Below are 19314 nucleotides of genomic sequence, written 5' to 3'. Positions count from 1 at the left end.
TGCAGAAACAACAGGCTTAACTTCAGGACTTGAATCAACCTGCGATCAAAGCGATCGTATCGCAGTGAGCAGTCCACCAAGGTCCGTTGCGTCGCGCAACGGCAACACCGAAAGCCCGCCCATCGTCGAGCCTTCGCCGTCGACAAGCCAGCCACGCGTGAGGCCGGCGCGCTGGCCGGCTTCCATATCCGCCAGCTTGTCGCCGACGATCAGTGATCGTTTCAAGTCCAGGCCGAGCTGCCGGCCCGCCTCCAGCAGCATGCCTGGATTGGGCTTGCGCATCGGATGATCGGCCATCGCCAGTAGACCGGTGCCGGCCTCGTGGTAGGCGCAAGCCAGCACCATGTCGACAAACGCGTTCTGTTCAGCCAGCAGGTCGAGCACGCGCCCGTTGACCCGGGCGAACGCGTCCCAGCCGAAATAGCCGCGCGCGATGCCGGACTGGTTGGTGACGACCACGGCCGGAATGCCCTGCTCATTCGCGGCCGCGATGACCGGCGCGATGCCATCGCGCAGCGCCATGGCCGCCGGATCGCTCGGATAACCGGTATCGACATTTATCGTGCCGTCGCGATCGAGGAACAGCGCCGGCCGGCCCGCCGGAAAGCTCCGGTCACCAACCCGCTCGACCCAAAGGCCCGGCCCGGCCAGCGGAAAGCCTTCGCTCTCAGCCATTGCTGAGACGCGCTTCGACCGCCTCGCACAGATGGTGGTAGAGGCACAGATGCCCCTGCTGGATGATCGGCGTCGAGGTCGACGGTACGTTGAGCAGGATGTCGGTCAGCGGCGCGAGCTTGCCGCCGGTATCGCCGGTAAGGCTGATCACCGTCATGCCCATCATGCGCGCCTGCTCGGCGGCGGCAAGGATGCTCGGCGAATTGCCGCTGGTGGAAATCGCAAGCAGCACGGCGCCTTCCGATCCATGCGCCTCGACCTGGCGCGAAAACACCGTGTCGAAGCCGTAATCGTTGCCCCAGGCGGTCAGCACCGCGGCGTTGGCCGGCAGCGCGATGACGTTGTAGGCCTTGCGCTCCTTCAGGAAGCGGCCGACCAGCTCGCCGGCGATGTGGATGGCATCGCTGGCCGAGCCGCCATTGCCGCAGATTAGCAGCGCCTTGCCTTGCGAAAGCGCGGTCACGACCGTGCTCACCGCGCGCTCCATCTCACCGGTCAGGTCACGCTCGACCATCGCCGAGATCGCCGCCGCGGAGCGGACCAGATAGTCGTTCAAATCGGACATGAGACCCTCAGTTTGCGGCACGCAGCTTGCCGATCGTGTTCGTCGTGCTCTTGCCGGCGACGAGATCGACCAGCACCACGCGTCCGCCTGCCTTCTGCACCACATCGGCGCCGACCACGGTCTCGATCGTGTAATCCGCGCCCTTGACCAGAATGTCGGGCAGCAGCGCCTCGATCAGCTTGAGCGGCGTGTCTTCCTCGAAGACGACGACGGCGTCGACCGAGGCAAGTGCTGCCAGCACACAGGCGCGGTCATGCTGGTTGTTGACCGGGCGCCCCGGCCCTTTCAGCCGGCGCACCGAGTCGTCGCTGTTGAGGCCGAGCACCAGCCGGTCGCACTGGCTGCGGGCGGCATGCAGCAGGCTGACATGGCCGGCATGCAGGATGTCGAAACAGCCATTGGTGAAGCCGACCGTGAGGCCCTCTTCCTTCCAGGCAGCGACCATCCTGGCCGCCGCATTGGCGTCAAGAATGGCATCGGTATGAGCCGTCGGCCCATGCGAGCGGAACAGCGCGCCGGACAGTTCCTCGACATTCAGCCGAGCGGTGCCGCGTTTTCCCACCACGACGCCGCCGGCCGCATTGGCGATGACGGCGGCATGCACCCGGTCGGCGCCGGCGGCAAGCGAAAGCGCGAAGCTCGCGATGACCGTGTCGCCGGCACCGGAAACGTCGAACACTTCGCGGGCCTGGGTGGAGATGTGGCGGGCATCCTCGGCGGAGACCACGCTCATGCCCTTCTCGCTGCGCGTGGCGACGATGAACTCGAAGTCATGCTCGGCGATCAGGTCGCGCGCGGCGGCCACGATCTCGTCATCGCCGAACACCTTGCGCCCGACCGCCTCGCCAAGCTCCTTGCGGTTCGGCGTCACCGCCGTCGCACCGGTATAGCGTGCATAGTCGCGTCCCTTCGGGTCGACCAGCACCGGCTTGCCGGCGTCGCGGCAGATCGCGATCAGCTCGCCGGCGACGCCGTCGAGCAGGATGCCCTTGCCGTAATCGGAAAGGATCACGATGTCGGCGCGGCCAAGCGCGGCCTGGAAATGATCGATGAGCTTCGCCCGCTCGGCGGAGCTGAGCGGCTTGATCTCTTCCTCGTCGAAGCGCAGCACCTGCTGGTTCAGCGCGCTGAAGCGGCTTTTCGACGAGGTCATGCGGGTCTGGCGCTGCAGAAGCCCGTCCGTGTCGACGCCGATCTCGCTGAGCATGCGCATCAGATTGTTGCCGGCCTGGTCGGCGCCGATCACCGACACGGGTATCGCGGCCCCGCCCAGCGAAACGATGTTGGAGACGACATTGCCGGCGCCGCCCATGTTCAGCGTTTCGCCCCGTCCATGCAGCACGGGGATAGGGGCTTCCGGCGAGATGCGCTCGATCACGCCGCTGACGAAACGGTCGAGAATGAAATCGCCGACCACCAGCACGGTGACCTCGCCGAACCGGGCGATGGTGCGATGCAAAGGTTCCGGAGAGGGCGGATTGTGCTTGATCATCTCGCTCGACATATGCCTGAAAAAGGCAGGACTTGATTAGGTTTCAGCGCCGGAATTGTGGCGCACCTGGCTCAACGCGATGCGGATATACCGCAATTGGGGCGAGCGCAACGGCAGGCCCCGATTGGCTGCGGCCGGAACCAGCTGTGCAATCAGCTTCTCTGCAGGGCCACGTGGACGCCGAGGCCGACCAGCACGGCGCCGCCTGCGCGCTGCATCAGCCGATGTGCGCGGCCCGAGCGCCGCAGCCGGGCGATCATCGCGCCGGCGAGGAATACGCAAACAATATCGGCGGAGGAAAACATCAGATTGACGATGGTTCCAAGCACGACGAACTGCAGCCAGACCGGGAACACCGCCGAGGCATTGATGAATTGCGGCAGAAACGCCATGAAGAAGATCGCCGTCTTCGGATTGAGCACCTCGACTGTGATGCTTTCGAAAAAGGCGCGCCGGGCCGATTTCCGCTCGATGGCCGGCAAATCCGTATCGCCGTCCGTCCGTTTGCGGAACATTGAGACGCCGAGCCAGATCAGGTAGAGCGCGCCGCCGAGCTTGACCGCCAGATAGAGCGGCGGCACGGCGTGGAACAGGACGGACAGTCCCGCGGCGGCCGCGAAGACATGCACATAGCCGCCGAGATGAATGCCAAGAGCCGCCGTCAGCCCCGACCAGCGGCCCCGCGCCATCGTCTGCGCCGCGGCGTAAAGCATGGCGGGTCCGGGGATGTAGGCGAAGATCGCGGTGGTGGCGAAGAAGGCGATCAGCAGTTCGGTCGGCGGCATTTTTGGTCATTAGTCCGCACGGGGGATGGCTTTGGATTGGCCTTTGCGGACAACCGCAATGAAAGCACCCATGACTTTCTTGTGGAATGATGGACTGAACGCGCCTATGCGCGCGCCCGGTTCGAAGTAAGCCGACGATTCCAGGATATCGTGGTTGTACTCATCGATTATGACCCAAAGAGGGATGGGGTCAAGGCTGGCGCGGCGGCGTTCAATTTCCGGAATGGCAACGGCGATACGATCGCGCCCCGGCTGCGTGGAGGTGATTGCGAGGATGAAAAGGTTGGTCCCCCCGGCTTTCCCGGGAAGAACGGCCACGAAGGCGACGGGCCGTCTCTTGCGGCCTTCGGTCTCGCCGTCTCCATGCTGGCGATACCACAGATATGGATATCGCCAGATGTCGGCGGCAACCGGCTTAATCACGATCCAACTCGGCAGCGTACTCCTCGAGCATATCGACATGCTCTGACGGGGCGTCCTTGGCGGCGTAGGCACGGCGACTGTCGTTGACGAAGCGAGCCTCATAGGCCTCGATGCTCATGAGGACGTATCTCGGCTTGTTGTGACGGGTGATGGAGACAGGCTGCTGGCTGGCAGCCGCAAGAACATCACCGAGATTCTGTTTCAAATCAGTCGACGGGTACTGCTTCATGGCACGCTCCGTTTTGGATATAATAGACAAAACAGACGAAATAGACAAGATTGGCGACCCTCAATACGGGACGGCACCAGTTTTATCGACACTCACACCAGCCTCCCCTATAAGAGCCCGGATCGCAAACAGACAGAGGCCTTCATGATCATCGTCACGGGCGGCGCCGGCATGATCGGCTCCAACATCGTCGCTGCTCTCAATGCCGAGGGGCATGACGACATCGTCGTGGTCGACGATCTCACCGACGGCCACAAGATCGCCAACCTCGCCGATCTCAAGATCGCCGACTATCTCGACAAGGACGATTTTCTCGCCCAGCTCGAGAATGGCGCGCTCGGCCGCATCGAGGCCGTCTTCCACCAGGGCGCCTGCTCGACCACCACCGAGTGGAACGGCAAGTTCATGATGGAGGTGAACTACACCTATTCGAAGCGGCTGCTGCATGCCTGCCTCGACCTGCGCGTGCCCTTCCTCTATGCCTCCTCCGCATCCGTCTATGGCGGCGACAGCGAGTTCCGCGAGGAACCCGAGTTCGAGCGCCCGCTCAACGTCTATGCCTATTCGAAGAAGCTGTTCGACGACTACGTCCGCCGCAATGTCGACACCGACCATTCGCAGGTGACGGGCCTGCGCTATTTCAACGTCTACGGACCGCGCGAGGCGCACAAGGGCGCCATGGCGTCCGTCGCCTTCCATCTGTTCAACCAGGTCGAGCGTGGCGAAAATCCGAAACTCTTCGGCGCCTATGGCGACTTCGGCCCGGGCGAGCAGAGCCGCGACTTCATCCATGTCGGCGATGTCGCCGACGTCAATCTCTGGCTTTGGAAAAAGGGCCAGAGCGGCATCTTCAACTGCGGCACCGGTTGCGCCCAGCCGTTCCGGGCCATCGCCGAGACGGTGATCGACACGCTGGGCAAGGGCGAGATTGAGTTCATCCCCTTCCCCGACCATCTCAAGGGCAGCTACCAGAGTTTCACGCAGGCTGATATGTCCCGCTTGCGCGCGGCCGGCTACAATGGCCAATTCCGCACAGTCGAAACCGGCGTCAGGGACTATGTCGAATGGCTGAAGGCCCAACGATCCTCGTGATCGGCCCACGCTGGGTGGGCGACATGGTCATGGCGCAGTGCCTGTTTGCGGCGCTGAAGGAAAAACATCCGAACGCGGCGATCGACGTGCTGGCGCCGGCCTGGGCTGCACCCTTGGTCAGGCGCATGCCTGAGATACGCAGCCAGATCGACTTCCCGCTGATGCCGGGCGCGCTCGAATTCCGCAGCCGCAGGCGCTTCGGCCGCCTGCTGCGCGGCCGCTACGACATGGCGTATGTGCTGCCAGGGAGTTGGAAATCGGCGCTGATCCCGTTCTTTGCCCGCATTCCGCACCGCGTCGGCAATCTGCGCGAGATGCGCTATGGCCTGCTCACCGACATTGTGCCGCTGCCCGAGGCGCTGAAGCGGCGCACGGCGCGCGCCTATTTCGGCCTCGCGCGCGGCGGCACGTTTCGCGCGCCGAGGCTCACCGTCGACAAGGCCAACCAGGCCGATCTGCTGGCGCGGTTCGGGCTGACGGGAAGAAAATTCGTGGCTCTCATGCCAGGCGCCGAGTTCGGCCCGGCAAAACGCTGGCCGAGCGATCACTATGCCGGGCTTGCCCGGGACATGATGGCCAGGGGTCTGGGCGTCGCGCTGCTCGGCTCGAAGAACGATGCCGACGTGACCGGCGAGATCGCAGCACTTGCGCCGGGCGCCATCGACCTGGCCGGCAAGACCCGCCTCGAGGACGCCATCGACCTGATCGCCGCGGCGAAGCTTGCGGTCTCGAACGACAGCGGCCTGATGCATGTCGCGGCCGCCGTCGGCACGCCGATCGTCGCCGTCTACGGTTCGACCTCGCCGGAAAACACGCCGCCGCTCAGCGAGCGCTCCGAGCTGATCTGGCTGCATCTGTCCTGCTCGCCCTGCCATAGGAAGGTCTGTCCGCTTGGGCACCTCAACTGCCTGAAGACGCTCGATATCGCTCGGGTCACCGCCGCGGCCGACCGCCTGCTCAAGGTTCCGGCGGCCGCATGAAAGTGCTGATCGTCAAGACATCGTCGATGGGCGATGTCATCCACACGTTTCCGGCCGTAGAGGACGCGGTGCGCAACCGCCCCGATATAAGCTTCGACTGGTGCGTGGAGGAGCCGTTTGCCGGCATCGTGGCCTTGCATCCGGCGATTGGAATGATCCACAAGGTGGCGGTCCGGCGCTGGCGCAAGAGGCTTTTCGACGGCGGAACATGGCGTGAGATGGCCGGGCTGCGCCGAGCGCTCCGTGCCTCCCGCTACGACCTCGTCATTGACGCCCAAGGCTTGCTGAAGTCGGCCCTGGTCGCCATCCAGGCCGGAGCGCCGATTGCCGGCTTCGATCGCGCCAGCGTCCGTGAGCCTTCGGCGACGCTGTTCTATCAGCGCAAATACGCCGTGCCGCGCGATCTGCATGCCATCGAGCGCACCAGGCGGCTGTTCGGCCTGGCGCTGGGCTACGAGCCTGACCTGTCGGCGCTCGACTCCGGCATCGTGCCGCCAGCGGGCGCGCTACTCGGTGTTGAAGGCAAAACCGCTTTCCTGCTCCACGGCACCAGCCGCGAGGACAAGAAATGGCCGGCCGAGGACTGGATCGGAACCGCGCGCGAGCTGGCCGACCGGCAATTCACGCCGGTGGTCACATGGTCGAATGAGGCGGAAAAGAAGGTGGCGGAAGCCATTGCCGGAGCCGTGCCAAGGACAGTGCTGGTTGCGAAATCGCCGCTCGCGGACGTCGCCGCGATCCTCGGCCGCTCGGCGCTGGTCATCGGCGCCGACACCGGCCTGACGCATCTCGCCAGCGCCTTCGGCCTGCCGACAGTCGCCATCTTCCTGGCGACCGAGCCCGGTCTCACCGGCCCGCGGGGAAAGTTTGCATCGACCTTGCTTGCGCCGCCCGGCGGCAAGATCACGCCGGCTGAGGTGGTGGCCGAGGCGGAACGGCTACTGGCGCGGCGCGCTGTCTCCCCCCTTGTGGGGGAGAATGGATTTTCACGGTCTTAGCCGGAGCACTTCGCGAAGGCTAAGTCGTAGAAAATCCAAGAGAGGGGATTTCGTCGGGCGCCCGGCCCTCGTCGCACAGCGCTTGTCCCCTCTCTTGCGATTTCTAACACTTAGCCTTCGGCTAAGATGTTGAAATCGCTTTCTCCCCCACAAGGGGGGAGATTGGAGCTAAATGAACTGCACCTGGACGATCTCATACCCCCGGGCGCCGCCAGGGGCGTTGACCTCGATGGCGTCACCGACTTCCTTGCCGATGAGCGCTCGCGCGATCGGCGAGGAGATCGAGATGCGGCCGGACTTCACGTCGGCTTCCTGGTCGCCGACGATCTGGTAGGTCTTCTTTTCCTCGGTGTCCTCGTCGACGAGCACGACGGTCGCGCCGAACTTCACCTTGTCGCCGGAAAGCTTGGAGACGTCGATGACCTCGGCGCGCGCGATCAGATCCTCGAGCTCGTTGATGCGGCCTTCATTGTGGCTCTGCGACTCCTTGGCCGCATGATATTCGGCATTTTCGGACAGGTCGCCATGCGAGCGCGCTTCGGAGATCGCCTCGATGATACGCGGACGCTCCTCTTGCTGGCGCCAACGCAGTTCTTCCTTCAATGACGCGAACCCCTCGCCTGTCATCGGGACCTTGATCATATGCCTGACCTTTCCTGCCGCCACCCCCGCTTGTCGGGAGCAGCCTTGTCAAATGGGTACAAAAAGAAAACGGTCCGGCAGCCTCGGGCTAACGGAACCGTTTCACCACAATTTCCCTGAATATAGCGATCTTGGCGCGATTTTCACGCCAAAAATGAAGTTCGGCAAAATGATCACCGCTTTCGCGGATGCCGGCTGGCGGCGAACAACAAAAAGCCGGCTACGATTGCTCGCAGCCGGCCCGAAGCGCTTGCAGCCTGTTCAGCTCCGCAGGAAATGATCGATCTGTTCGGACAGCATGCCGTATTCGCGCGAGCCCGTGCCGGTCCGCTTTTCGATTTCCTTGAGCTGTTCCTGAGCGCCGGCGAGATCGCCGATCTGCAGATGCGCTTCGCCGAGATACTCGCGCACAAGCGTGTAGTTCGGGTCGATGCGCAGCGCTTCCTCGTAATAGCCGAGGCCGACGGTGACGCGGCCCGAATGGCGGTGCGAATAGCCGAGATAGTTGAGGATGCGCGGATCCTGCTTGTTGGCGGCGAGCGTCAGCACCGAGATCGCCTCGTCATAGCGCCCGGCCATCGCCAGATCGTGGCCGGCCTCGTAGATGCTGTCGTCATCCAGCATGCCATATTGCGGCTTCACGCATTTGTTCTTCTTCTTGTCCCAGACCTCGCCCTTCTTGCAGGTAGTGGTCGTCTGGCCACCGCTGCCGCCGGCGCTTCCCCCGCCTTCTCCGGCCGCAAAAGCCGGGGCGACGAACAGCGGCAGCGCCGCAATAGCCATGACTTGAACAAGCAATCGTCTGCGCATCGAAGCCTCCGTGAGCGTGACAATGGCAGATTAACGCCGCTCTGGTGCGGTTTCATCCCGAAATGCGGGCGGCTGGCGAACTATTTTGCGCGGCTCGAAAGAGAGCCTTGCCTCCGGGCGTGACGCGCGCTGCAAATCCGCTATCATCGGACCACGCGCATCACGTGGAGAAGGACCGTGCAGCAGCGCCGCGAGAAAGAATGGGAGCTTTCCATCGACCCGGACACGGTGCGCCTGTTCATCCTCAAGGCCAAGGCGCTGAGCGCCGGCGTCAACGAGGATTATGACGATGGCGCCGAGCACGAGGTCGAGTTCGACGGCGATGCCCATGCCAGCCACCACCATGACGGCCTTGTCGAGGAGGCCTCGGAAAACCTCACCGAGGAAGAATTCCGCGAGCTGATCAACGATCTCAACATCGATGAGGCGGCCGAGCTGATCGCGCTCGCCTGGGTCGGGCGCGGCGACTATGACGCTTCCGAATGGGCTGACGCGGTGGCAGCCGCCAGGGAGCGTCCAAGGAAGCGCACGGCCAAATACCTGCTCGGCCTGCCGATGCTGGCCGACTGGCTGGAGGAAGGCCTTGAAGCCATAGGCGCGTAACGCGCCGGTAACCGATTGTGATCGGCAAGGCCGTCGGTGCAGGCAACTTCGCGACGCGATTGCCGTTTCGGGGCGATGGCAACGCTGAGCATTTCCGGATTGTGCAGATTGGCGTTGCCTTTTGCGGCGGCAGCCTTGCTGGTAACGCCGGCCACGGCCGCCAAGCATCATCACCGCCACAAGAGACATTTGCCGCCGGCCAGCGAGAGCGCCGCTCCAGTACCGGAGACGCCGCAAACGATACCGGCGCCAGGGTCGCGTCCTCAGGATATGGAAAACCGCGCCGACAAGTCCGGGCAAGGCAAAAGCCGCCTCGACAGCAACGACGACTTCCTCAACCAGGAGAAGTCGCATCCGAAATGGGACGCCCATCCGCCGCGTTCGAAGGACGCTCAATCCGGGGCGCGGGCGGAGCCCGAACCGCAAATGCCGGAGATTGTCCCCACGCCGACCGAAAAACCCGCCGAACTGGAGCCGGAGCCGCCGGAAACCGCGCCGCAGCCGCCGGAAAAGCCCGCCCAACCAGGCGAGGAAAAGATGCTTCCCGATCCCCGTTCGGCCGATGTGCCGGCCGACAAGATGCCGGCCGAGGAAACCGCATGCCGCGAGCGGCTGAAGGCGATGGGCGTCGAGTTCGAGGAGCACAAGGCCGAGCACGATGTGCAAATCGGCTGCTCTATCCCCTATCCGATAATTTTGAAGACACTAGGCAAGTCCATCGGCATCAGCCCGGGCACCGAGCTCAACTGCCCGATGGCCGAGGCGGCGGCGCGCTTCATGGCCGATGTCGTCCAGCCTGCGGCGAAAGCCGAGCTCGGCGCCGATTTGAAGTCGGTCAACCAGGCCTCTGCCTTCGTCTGCCGCCCGCGCAACGGCACCCGCAAACTGTCGGAACACGCCTTCGGCAACGCGCTCGACATCGCAAGCTTCACCTTGTCGGACGGAAGCAAGATCGAGGTCGGGCCGGCGCCTCCTGAAAAAGATGCGAAGTTCCTCGACGCGGTACGCAAGGCTGCCTGCGGGCCGTTCAAGACGGTGCTTGGACCGGGCGCCGACCCCGACCACGCGCTGCATTTCCACCTGGACCTCGAACCCCGCCGCCACGGCGGCCCGTTCTGCCAATAGGCAAGTCGGAAGTCTTGGCCGCTTCTGACCAAACAACAACGCCGCAATTCCGCCTCATGCATGAATGCCGGCGCTGATCCTTCCTTTACTCTTGCCCACTAAACTTGTGCCATTCGGGGACGAGGACGCCTTTCGATGGCTCGAAGACTTGGCGCTATGCTGGTGGCGGCGCGATGGAACAAGCGTGCGCGCGTCGCGGCCGTCGGGTTGGTCGCAGGCGCCGCCATCGCGACGATATCGGCCTGCACGACCGGTGATGTCTTTGCGCTGCAGCCGGCCGTCGATGTCGGTAGCCAGACGGCAGCCGTGCCGCAGCCCGACACGCCGCAATATTCCGGCATGCAGCGGCTCGTTCCGTCCAACCCCTACATGACCCAGGCCGCCTATCCGCGCATGGACGAGCCGATGTCGCCTCTGGAGCAGATGCCGGCCAGCGAGATCGACTGCCGCAACGAGCTGAAGCGGATGGGCGTCGTCTATCAGGACGTCCAGCCGATCCATGAAGGCCAGTGCGGCATCGATTTCCCCGTGAAAGTCTCGGCGATCGGCAGCGTCGCCATGAAGCCGGCCGCGACACTGACCTGCAACATGGCCGCCACCTTCGCCGCCTGGACCAAGAACGAGCTGCAGCCGGCCGCCCGCTGGCGCTATTTCTCTGGCGTCAAGGCGATCCACCAGGGCTCCAGCTATTCCTGCCGCAACATAGCCGGCGAAGGCGTGTTGTCCGAGCACGGCAAGGGCAACGCCCTCGACGTCATGAGCATAGAGCTCAACAATGGCGACGACATCGACGTGCGCAAGCCCGGACTGTTCGCGTTTCGCACCCGCGGCTTCCTCAACAATGTGCGCGCCGACGGCTGCGAATATTTCACCACGGTGCTCGGCCCGGGCTATAATTACGACCACCGCAACCATTTCCATTTCGACATCAAGAACCGCAAAAGCGGCTACCGCGCCTGCCGCTGAGGCGGCTCTGCCCCAAAACGGCCAACACCGCATAAAATGGTCGCGCAAGGATGGGAGCGGGTTTGGTGGATAAACGAAGCCTGAGGCGGCGAGCGGCGATCTGGCTTGCGGCTATTTGCGCCTTCTATCTGGCGCTCGCCTATGTCGCCGCGCCAGAATTCTGGACCTGGCGGGAACGCGGCTTCCGCACCCGCCCCTTCGAGATGGTGACGCATACGCCGCAGGGCATTCCCGGCGATCCGATCAATGTCGGCCTCGTCGGCACCGAGAAGGAAGTGCCCCACGCCTTCGCGGTCGCGGGCTGGGATACGGCCGATGCCGTGACGCTCAGGACCGCGATCGATATCGGTGAAAGTGTGCTGTTTTCGCGCCCCTACCCCGATGCGCCGATGAGCCGCCTATTGTTCGAGGGCCGCGCCCAGGACCTGGCCTTCGAGAAACCGGTCGGCGACAGTGCCGACCGGCGCCACCATGTCCGTTTCTGGCTGACGGATGCGTTCGGCGATGATGGCCGTCCGCTTTGGCTGGGCGCCGCGAGCTTCGATCGCGGCGTCGGCCTCAGCCACGACACGGGCGCCATCACTCACCATATTGGCCCCGACATCGACGCCGAGCGCGACTTCCTTATCGGCGACCTGAAGGCCGCCGGCCTGCTTACCTCAACCAGCGAGATACCGGGAATCGGCGCCACGAAGTCTGGGCGCAACGGCGGCGGCGATCCCTATTTCACCGACGGCATGGCCGTGATCGGCGTCTTGAGCACACGGGAGTGACGGCACGGCCAAGCCAAACGGCAGCGCAGACTGTCATGCGGATGGGGGCCCGGTCGGCGGCTTCAGGCTGTCCCTTATGGCTTTGGCTTCCCTGACCAGGGACGACCAGTTCGATCCGAGCAGCGAGATCAGTTCCAGCGCCTGCGCCTCGGAAATACCGGTCTCCTCCAGAAGCTTCTGGACGAGGCCACGTTTTGGTTCGAGCGCCATTAGGCAACCCCCAACAAGCTACCCTAACTATATCATTTGATATTGGTTCCGCCCTATCCCATTGATTTTCCATGATCCGCTTTTGAGATTTCGTGGTGGTGTCCTGCTCGAATGTCAAACTCGCACAGCCTGCTTACCACGTCCTGCCGAACGACCGTCCGGAAGCCGGTAGGGCGCGCGCCAAAGCTGTCATCTTCCAAAAATACCGGCCGGCTATTTTCGAATGCACTGCAGCAATGCTATTGACCGCCCATGCTTTACGTTGAAATCGCCGTCGTGGCCGTCCTCATTCTGGTGAACGGCCTTTTGTCGATGTCGGAGCTTGCCATCGTCTCGTCGCGGCCCGCCCGCCTCAAGGCGATGATCGACCGCAACGTCAAGGGCGCCGGCCGCGCGCTGGCGCTAGGCTCGAATCCAGGCAAGTTCCTGTCCTCGGTGCAGATCGGCATCACGCTCGTCGGCGTTCTCTCAGGCGCCTTCTCGGGCGCGACGCTCGGCGAAAGGCTGGCGCAATATCTGGCGTCGACCGGCATTCGCGAAAACATCGCCGACCCGGTGGGTGTCGGCATCGTCGTCGCTCTGATCACCTATGCCTCGTTGATCGTCGGCGAGTTGGTGCCGAAGCAGATCGCGCTCAAGGACCCGGAACGCGTCGCGGTCCGCGCCGCGCCGGCAATGACCATCCTTGCCACCGTCTCGGCGCCGCTCGTCTTCCTGCTCGACCTCTCCGGCCGCGCCGTGCTGTGGCTGCTCGGCCAGGCCGGCGAGGCGGAAGAGAAGGTCACCGACGAGGAGATCAAGATGCTGGTCGCCGAGGCCGAGCATCACGGCACCATCGAATCCGACGAGCGCCGCATGATCGCCGGAGTCATGCGTCTTGGCGACCGCGCCGTGCGCGCCGTGATGACGCCGCGCACGGAGGTCGACTGGCTCAACCTGCAATCCGATGAGACGGTGATCCGAAAGCTTTTGATGGAAACGCAGCACTCGCGATTGCCAGTCGGCGACGGCAATGTCGACGCCATGGTCGGCGTCATCCAGACGCGCGACGTGCTGGCCGCGCTTCTTGCCGGCAGGGTCTTGGATCCCCGCCAGCATGTACGCGCCGCCCCCATCGTGCACGACCAGGCCGACGCGCTCGACGTGCTGCAGAAGCTCAGGGAATCGGACGTGCCGATGGCGCTGGTCCATGACGAATACGGCCATTTCGAAGGCATAGTCACGCCGGCCGACATCCTCGAAGCGATCACAGGCGTGTTCCGCTCCGATCTTGAGGCCGGCGAGGAGGAAAATGCCGTCAAGCGCGACGACGGTTCCTGGCTGCTCGCCGGCTACATGCAGGCCGACGAGATGGCCGAGGTGCTGGGCATCGACCTGCCGGAGAACCGCGACTACGAGACCGTGGCCGGCTATGTGCTGTCGCATCTCCACCATCTGCCGACGACCGGCGAGTGCGTCGACGCGCAAGGCTGGCGCTTCGAGGTGGTCGACCTCGACGGCCGCCGCATCGACAAGCTGATCGCCACCCGCCTGCCCGACGGGCATCGCCCGGTGGCGCGCTGAGCGGAACCTTAGCGTCAACTTGCGGTTTCAGGTCATGGGGAAAAATCCATGGCCGAAGACAAGCAAGAACGCGACGCGCGACTGAAGGCGGAGAAGGAATTCCGCATCCGATTTCTCGTGCAGGAGACCGGGATCACCGACTCCCAGGCCCGCGACCTTGTCGACATGATCGGCATCGACGCCAGTTCGCTTCTTCGGGAAGCGCGGCTGCTGAAGAAGAAATAGGTGGCGGAGCTTGATCGCGGTTCCGTTTGATTGGCCTCGGCGCGCGCACGGACTGTCGATTGCCAACGGCAGCCGCCAAGGGCGAAGCTGACCACGTGTTGCCCGGGCAGCCAAGCCGCGGGGGCAAGGTCCGGTCCGCAAATCCTGTGTCACCATGATAAGCGGGCCGGACCGCCCAGGTTCCGCCCGCCCCTTAACGCTGGCGATCGCGTTTCCCATCCGCATAATCAAGTCAAAGCTTATATTTACATTGCTTATATTCAATGAAGCTAATGTTGCTTTAAAGTAACGGCAAGAAAAAATCAATAATCGACAATTCAACTTCAAGACAGGAATCAAACACCAAGTTAACCTCTCGGCGATTTGGTCGGTGCGCCGTGCGGGCGATCCGGCGTGGCGGGCAGCAGATTCCGGGCGGGCAGATCAATGAAGACGAGCGGCGGCGCGCTTCGGCGCATGCGGGACGGGATGCTCCTTGCCGGTGTCAGCGGCGCGGCGATCTCCTGCCTGTTTCTAGGCGCGGCCTCGGCGGCGACCTACATGGTGAGCAACGAGACGGAGCTGCGCGCCGCCATTAACTCCGCGAATACCGACGGCGATCCCAGCTCATTGATCGTCATGACCCAGAGCTTCGCGGTTGCAGGATCGACAGCACTTCCTGATCCGGGGAAGCCGATCACGATCGACACGCAAGGCTTCACTCTCTCTGGGACCTTAAACGGTGCCGGCGGCGCCATCAGTTTCTCGCAGACGGGTTCCCCTGATCAGGTCATTTTTTCTGGCACGCTCATAGGTGCCGATGGCGGTTCTGCCAGCTCGCAAGGCGGCATTACGGCTAACCGAACGATATTCATAAACAGCGGCTCGATCACCGGCGGCAACGGCAACGCCGGATCTGGCGGAGCAGGTGTCCGAGTCTCGACCCAATCGTCGGTGACCAACAGCGGCATCATCCAGGGTGGCAACAGCGCCACGACCTCCGGCGGCGCAGGCGTCGATATTGCCGGCGGCGCCGGCACAACCAGCACTCTAGCCAACAGCGGCACGATCCGCGGCGGAGTTGGTCCCACGAATGGTAGCGGCTTTAACGGGGTCGGCGTGGGCGTCCGGATAGGCGTTGATCAAATCAACAATACCGGGACGATCGAAGGCGGGGCCGGCGCCTTCGCGATAACTAGCTTCGGCCTAACGGCCAATATCAACCTCGTCAACAGCGGCACGATTCGGGCTGGCGCCGGCCAGGCGACTGCGATCCTGTTGGCCCCGACAGCGACCACAGGCTCCCTCGCCCTAGAACTTCAGGACGGCTCGCAGATATTTGGCAACGTGGTCGCGAACGCGACGGCGACCACGGATTCGCTTCGGCTCAGCGGAACAGGCTTTTCCATCCTGGATGGTTCGATAGGCGCCGCCGGGCAATATCGGAATTTCGATATTTTCGAGAAGACCGGCAGCGGCACCTGGGCACTGACGGCGGACAACACCGCTACGACCAACTGGGATATTCAGCAGGGGACGCTGCAGATCGGTAATGGCGGCACGACTGGCTCGATCATCGGCGATGTGACCAACGACGGCATGCTCGCCTTCGACCGCTCCGACGTCTCTACCTTTGCCGGCATCATCTCTGGCAGCGGCACGGTGAACCAGATCGGCACCGGCACGACCATACTCACCGGCGCCAACACCTATGGCGGCGGAACCACGATCTCGGCCGGCACATTGTCGGTCTCCGCCGACAACAATCTCGGCGCTGCTTCCGGCGGCCTGACCTTCAACGGCGGCACGCTGCAGACGACCTCCGCCTTCACCAGCAGCCGCAATGTCGCCCTGACCGACAACGGCACGTTCCAGACCGATGCCGACCTTGTCCTGACGGGCGTCATCAGCGGCAGCGGCCTTTTCACCAAGACCGGCGCCGGCATGCTGACCTTATTGGGCAACAACAGTTATACCGGCGGCACGCGAATTCTGGGCGGGATCCTGGAGGCCGAGGGCGGCAACGCGATCGGCGACCAGTCTGCCGTGATTGCCCAGGCCGGTGTGTTCCGCGTCCTCGGCGACGAGACCATCGGCACGCTCTCGGGCGATGCCGGCACGGTGGAGCTTGTCGGCGACCTCACGACCAGCACGAATTTCGCCAACACGACCGCGCTGTTCTACGGCGGCATCACCGGAACCGGCGGCTTCGTCAAGAACGGCGCCTACCGCCAGGTTCTGGCCGGCAACAACAGCTATCAGGGCGCGACACAAATCCTGGGCGGGACGCTCTATGCGGTCGGTTCGGGCATCGACTCCATTCCCGACGCGTCGGCCGTGACGGTGGCGGCCGGCGCCACATTATCGTTAGCGCGACCCTCCATCTCCTCCAGCATCACGGGGATTGACAGCGACGACGAGACGATCGGCTCGTTGTCGGGCGCCGGCAATGTCGCTCTCGGCGACAGGAAACTGACGATCGGCGGCGACGCCAGCACCACGTTCTCCGGCTCGATGTCGGGTGCCGGCGGCTCTCTTGCCAAGCTGGGCACCGGCACGCTCACGCTCTCGGGCACGAACACCTATACCGGCGCGACGACGGTCGACGCAGGCAGGTTGCGCGTCGACGGCTCGCTCGGAAATACCGCCGTCAGCGTCAACAGCTCCGGCACCCTGTCGGGCGTGGGAACGATCGCGGGGCCGGTGACGGTTGATGGCACAATCGCGCCGGGCGACAGCCCCGGCACGCTCACGGTCGGTTCGCTGACACTCAACGCAGGCGCGAAACTCGACTACGAGCTCGGCGTTCCGGGGACGGTCGGCAACGGCGTCAACGACTTGATCGTGGTCAATGGTGATCTCACCCTCGACGGCACGCTGAACATCACCGATGTCGGCGGCTTCGGTCCCGGCGTCTACCGGCTCATGAACTACGGCGGTGCGTTGACGGACAACGGGCTTGAGTTCGGGACCACGCCCGTCTCCGCGAGCGATCTCTTCATCCAGACCAGCATCGCCGGTGAGGTGAACCTGATCTCCAGCGCCGGCGTGACGCTGGGCTTCTGGGACGGCGGCAATACGGGGCTGCATGACAACGGCGCGATCGACGGCGGTGACGGCGTGTGGGACGCGACGAACCGCAACTGGACGGAAGCCGATGGCGCGATCAACGGCAAGTGGGGTCAGGATTTCGCGGTGTTCGCCGGTCAGGCCGGCACCGTCACGGTCGATGATTCCGCCGGCGCGGTCGGATTTACCGGCATGCAGTTCATGACCAACGGCTATGTGATCGACGGTGACACGCTCACCACCAACACCGCCGCCACGACGATCAGGACCGACGCCGGCGTTACGGCGACCATCGCCGCGCAGATCGCCGGAAGCGGCGGTCTGGTGAAGACCGATACCGGCACGCTCGTGCTTTCCGGCGCGAACACCTACAGCGGCGGCACGACGATCTCGACCGGCACGCTGATCGGCCAGGCAACGAGCTTCGGCAGCGGCGATATCCTTGATAACGCGGCTTTGGTTTTCGACCAGCCGACCGATGCCGCCTTCTCCGCCATCCTCTCCGGCACCGGCACGCTGGCCAAGTTGGGGAGCGGCAATCTCAATCTCACCGGTACGAACACGCTCAACGGGGCGACCACGATCGCGGCCGGCAAGCTTTCGGTCAACGGCTCCCTCGCTAACTCCGCGGTGACCGTCTTGAGTGGCGGCGCGCTCGGCGGCAACGGCACCGTGGGGTCGACGACGCTGCAGACCGGCGGCGTCATCGCGCCCGGCAACTCGATCGGCCAATTGACTATCCAGGGCAATTTCGTCGGCGCCGGCGGCACGGTCGAAATCGAAGCGATCCTCGACGGCGATGCCTCCTCCACCGACAGGCTGATCATCACCGGCAACACGTCGGGGACCGCCAACATCAAGGTGACCCCTGTCGGCGGCGCCGGCGCGCAGACCGTCGACGGCATCAAGATCGTCGATGTCGGCGGCGTCTCCGCCGGCACCTTCAATCTGCAGGGCGACTATATCTTCCAAGGCGACCAGGCCGTGGTGGCAGGCGCTTACGCCTACCGGCTCTACCAGAACGGCGTCAGCACGCCGGCCGATGGCGACTGGTATCTGCGCTCGGCGCTGATCAATCCCGTCGATCCGGGCGGCCCGACCGCGCCGCTCTACTCGCCGGCCGCGCCCATCTACGAGGCCTATGCCGGCGTGCTGCAGAGCTTCACCCAGCTCGGCACGCTGCAGCAGCGCATCGGCAACCGCTCATGGACTGTCGCCGACCAGTCGGCGACAGGCAGCGCCATCCAGGGCGGCAACCCGATCTGGGGGCGCATCGAGGCCTCGCACAGCGAGTTCGAGCCGGGCACGACCACCACCGGCACCGATTATGACGCCGATCTCTGGCGGCTCCAGGCCGGCCTCGACATGCTGCTCTCCGAGACCACCTCCGGCATGCTGGTCGGCGGTCTCACCGTCCACTACGGCACGGTGAAATCAGACGTCTCCTCTTCCTTCGGCACCGGCTCGATCGACGCAACCGGCTATGGCTTTGGCGGCACGCTCACCTGGTATGGCAAGAACGGCTTTTATGTCGACACCCAGGCCGAGCTCACCTGGTTCGACAGCGATCTTTCTTCCGCGACGCTCGGCAGGAAGCTCGCCGACGGCAACAACGGCTTCGGCTACGGCCTCGGCATCGAGGCCGGGCAGAAGATCGCGCTTCATGGCAACTGGTCGCTGACGCCGCAGGCGCAGCTCTCCTACGCCTCGGTCGACTTCGACACTTTCACCGATCCCTATGGGGCGCTGGTCTCCAACGGCGGCAGCGACAGCCTGATCGGCCGCCTCGGTCTCTCCGCCGACTATGAAAGCGATTGGAAGGACAAAGCGGGGCAGACGAGCCGCTCGCATGTCTATGGCATCGCCAATCTCTACTACGACTTCCTCGATGGTACCGATGTCGACGTCTCCGGCACCAAGCTGACCAGCAAGCCGCAGCAGCTTTGGGGCGGCCTCGGCGTCGGCGGCTCGCTGAGCTGGGCCGACGATCGCTATTCCGTCCATGGCGAGCTGCTGGCGCGCACCAGCCTGGAGGATTTCGGCGACAGCCATGCCTTCGGCGGCTCGGTCGGTTTCAGCGTGAAGTGGTAGGCTGACGACGATAGGCCGA

At 64.1% G+C, this 19314-nt stretch carries 20 protein-coding genes; 11 read left to right on the top strand and 9 right to left on the bottom strand.

Annotated elements, in window-relative coordinates:
- Positions 1 to 45: 45 nt before the first annotated feature.
- The 6 genes from E5X34_RS22965 to E5X34_RS22940 all read right to left on the bottom strand — a co-directional run bounded on the left by E5X34_RS22965 (position 46) and on the right by E5X34_RS22940 (position 4169).
- Positions 46 to 675, bottom strand: coding sequence for an HAD family hydrolase (locus E5X34_RS22965; protein ID WP_292569261.1), 630 nt, complete (start codon positions 673 to 675; stop codon positions 46 to 48).
- Positions 668 to 1240: an SIS domain-containing protein gene (locus tag E5X34_RS22960; RefSeq protein WP_042646200.1), complete on the bottom strand. Its 573-nt coding sequence runs from the start codon at positions 1238 to 1240 to the stop codon at positions 668 to 670. Before E5X34_RS22960 ends, E5X34_RS22965 begins: the two co-directional genes overlap by 8 nt.
- Before the next feature lie 7 nt (positions 1241 to 1247).
- Complete coding sequence (rfaE1, locus tag E5X34_RS22955) at positions 1248 to 2732, bottom strand: D-glycero-beta-D-manno-heptose-7-phosphate kinase (RefSeq protein ID WP_292569258.1); 1485 nt, start codon at positions 2730 to 2732, stop codon at positions 1248 to 1250.
- Positions 2733 to 2884: 152 nt separating this feature from the next.
- A complete protein-coding gene (locus tag E5X34_RS22950; protein WP_292569255.1) occupies positions 2885 to 3517 on the bottom strand; it encodes a LysE family translocator in 633 nt (210 codons plus the stop codon).
- A gap of 9 nt (positions 3518 to 3526) precedes the next feature.
- Entirely contained in the window at positions 3527 to 3940 is a 414-nt protein-coding gene (locus tag E5X34_RS22945; protein WP_292569252.1) for a hypothetical protein, read from the bottom strand.
- A complete protein-coding gene (locus E5X34_RS22940; RefSeq protein ID WP_292569249.1) occupies positions 3933 to 4169 on the bottom strand; it encodes a type II toxin-antitoxin system Phd/YefM family antitoxin in 237 nt (78 codons plus the stop codon). The genes E5X34_RS22945 and E5X34_RS22940 overlap by 8 nt, the downstream gene beginning before the upstream one ends.
- Before the next feature lie 144 nt (positions 4170 to 4313).
- Here E5X34_RS22940 and rfaD point away from each other — a divergent pair, with 144 nt between their 5' ends.
- The 3 genes from rfaD to waaC are packed head-to-tail and all read left to right on the top strand — an operon-like array spanning position 4314 to position 7239.
- Positions 4314 to 5261: an ADP-glyceromanno-heptose 6-epimerase gene (gene rfaD / locus E5X34_RS22935; RefSeq protein ID WP_292569246.1), complete on the top strand. Its 948-nt coding sequence runs from the start codon at positions 4314 to 4316 to the stop codon at positions 5259 to 5261.
- On the top strand, positions 5234 to 6241 hold the full coding sequence (gene waaF, locus E5X34_RS22930; RefSeq protein ID WP_292569242.1) for a lipopolysaccharide heptosyltransferase II: 1008 nt from the start codon (positions 5234 to 5236) through the stop codon (positions 6239 to 6241). Before rfaD ends, waaF begins: the two co-directional genes overlap by 28 nt.
- Entirely contained in the window at positions 6238 to 7239 is a 1002-nt protein-coding gene (waaC, locus tag E5X34_RS22925; protein WP_292569238.1) for a lipopolysaccharide heptosyltransferase I, read from the top strand. The genes waaF and waaC overlap by 4 nt, the downstream gene beginning before the upstream one ends.
- Positions 7240 to 7407: 168 nt before the next feature.
- On the opposite strand, the gene greA is transcribed toward waaC, so the two are convergent.
- Entirely contained in the window at positions 7408 to 7881 is a 474-nt protein-coding gene (gene greA / locus E5X34_RS22920) for a transcription elongation factor GreA (protein WP_027168132.1), read from the bottom strand.
- A gap of 52 nt (positions 7882 to 7933) precedes the next feature.
- Between greA and E5X34_RS22915 the strand changes: the two genes are divergently transcribed.
- Entirely contained in the window at positions 7934 to 8161 is a 228-nt protein-coding gene (locus tag E5X34_RS22915; protein WP_292569235.1) for a hypothetical protein, read from the top strand.
- Here the strand turns inward: E5X34_RS22915 and E5X34_RS22910 are convergent.
- Positions 8143 to 8691 carry a tetratricopeptide repeat protein gene (locus tag E5X34_RS22910; protein ID WP_292569232.1) on the bottom strand — a complete coding sequence of 183 codons (549 nt, stop codon included), beginning with the start codon at positions 8689 to 8691 and terminating at the stop codon, positions 8143 to 8145. The genes E5X34_RS22915 and E5X34_RS22910 overlap by 19 nt on opposite strands.
- Positions 8692 to 8868: 177 nt before the next feature.
- Here E5X34_RS22910 and E5X34_RS22905 point away from each other — a divergent pair, with 177 nt between their 5' ends.
- From E5X34_RS22905 to E5X34_RS22890, 4 genes are all read left to right on the top strand, one after another.
- The gene (locus tag E5X34_RS22905) at positions 8869 to 9294 is read left to right on the top strand and encodes a DUF3775 domain-containing protein (protein ID WP_292569229.1); all 426 of its coding nucleotides are present in this window, start codon (positions 8869 to 8871) and stop codon (positions 9292 to 9294) included.
- Between the two features lie 108 nt (positions 9295 to 9402).
- A complete protein-coding gene (locus tag E5X34_RS22900; protein WP_292569226.1) occupies positions 9403 to 10419 on the top strand; it encodes an extensin family protein in 1017 nt (338 codons plus the stop codon).
- 135 nt (positions 10420 to 10554) lie between these two features.
- Positions 10555 to 11385, top strand: coding sequence for an extensin family protein (locus E5X34_RS22895; RefSeq protein ID WP_292569223.1), 831 nt, complete (start codon positions 10555 to 10557; stop codon positions 11383 to 11385).
- Positions 11386 to 11450: 65 nt separating this feature from the next.
- Positions 11451 to 12158 carry an LssY C-terminal domain-containing protein gene (locus E5X34_RS22890; protein ID WP_292569220.1) on the top strand — a complete coding sequence of 236 codons (708 nt, stop codon included), beginning with the start codon at positions 11451 to 11453 and terminating at the stop codon, positions 12156 to 12158.
- Positions 12159 to 12191: 33 nt separating this feature from the next.
- Here E5X34_RS22890 and E5X34_RS22885 read toward each other — a convergent pair whose 3' ends face one another.
- Complete coding sequence (locus E5X34_RS22885; protein ID WP_292569217.1) at positions 12192 to 12368, bottom strand: hypothetical protein; 177 nt, start codon at positions 12366 to 12368, stop codon at positions 12192 to 12194.
- A 252-nt stretch (positions 12369 to 12620) separates the two neighbouring features.
- Between E5X34_RS22885 and E5X34_RS22880 the strand changes: the two genes are divergently transcribed.
- The 3 genes from E5X34_RS22880 to E5X34_RS22870 all read left to right on the top strand — a co-directional run bounded on the left by E5X34_RS22880 (position 12621) and on the right by E5X34_RS22870 (position 19295).
- The gene (locus tag E5X34_RS22880) at positions 12621 to 13931 is read left to right on the top strand and encodes a hemolysin family protein (protein WP_292569214.1); all 1311 of its coding nucleotides are present in this window, start codon (positions 12621 to 12623) and stop codon (positions 13929 to 13931) included.
- A 48-nt stretch (positions 13932 to 13979) separates the two neighbouring features.
- Positions 13980 to 14156: a hypothetical protein gene (locus E5X34_RS22875; RefSeq protein WP_292569211.1), complete on the top strand. Its 177-nt coding sequence runs from the start codon at positions 13980 to 13982 to the stop codon at positions 14154 to 14156.
- Between the two features lie 426 nt (positions 14157 to 14582).
- The gene (locus E5X34_RS22870) at positions 14583 to 19295 is read left to right on the top strand and encodes an autotransporter outer membrane beta-barrel domain-containing protein (RefSeq protein ID WP_292569208.1); all 4713 of its coding nucleotides are present in this window, start codon (positions 14583 to 14585) and stop codon (positions 19293 to 19295) included.
- Positions 19296 to 19314: the final 19 nt, after the last annotated feature.

The sequence above is a fragment of the Mesorhizobium sp. genome (assembly GCF_004963255.1).
Lineage (GTDB): Bacteria > Pseudomonadota > Alphaproteobacteria > Rhizobiales > Rhizobiaceae > Mesorhizobium.
Note: the sequence above shows the minus strand (reverse complement) of the source record. Positions and strands in the feature narration are given on the sequence as shown.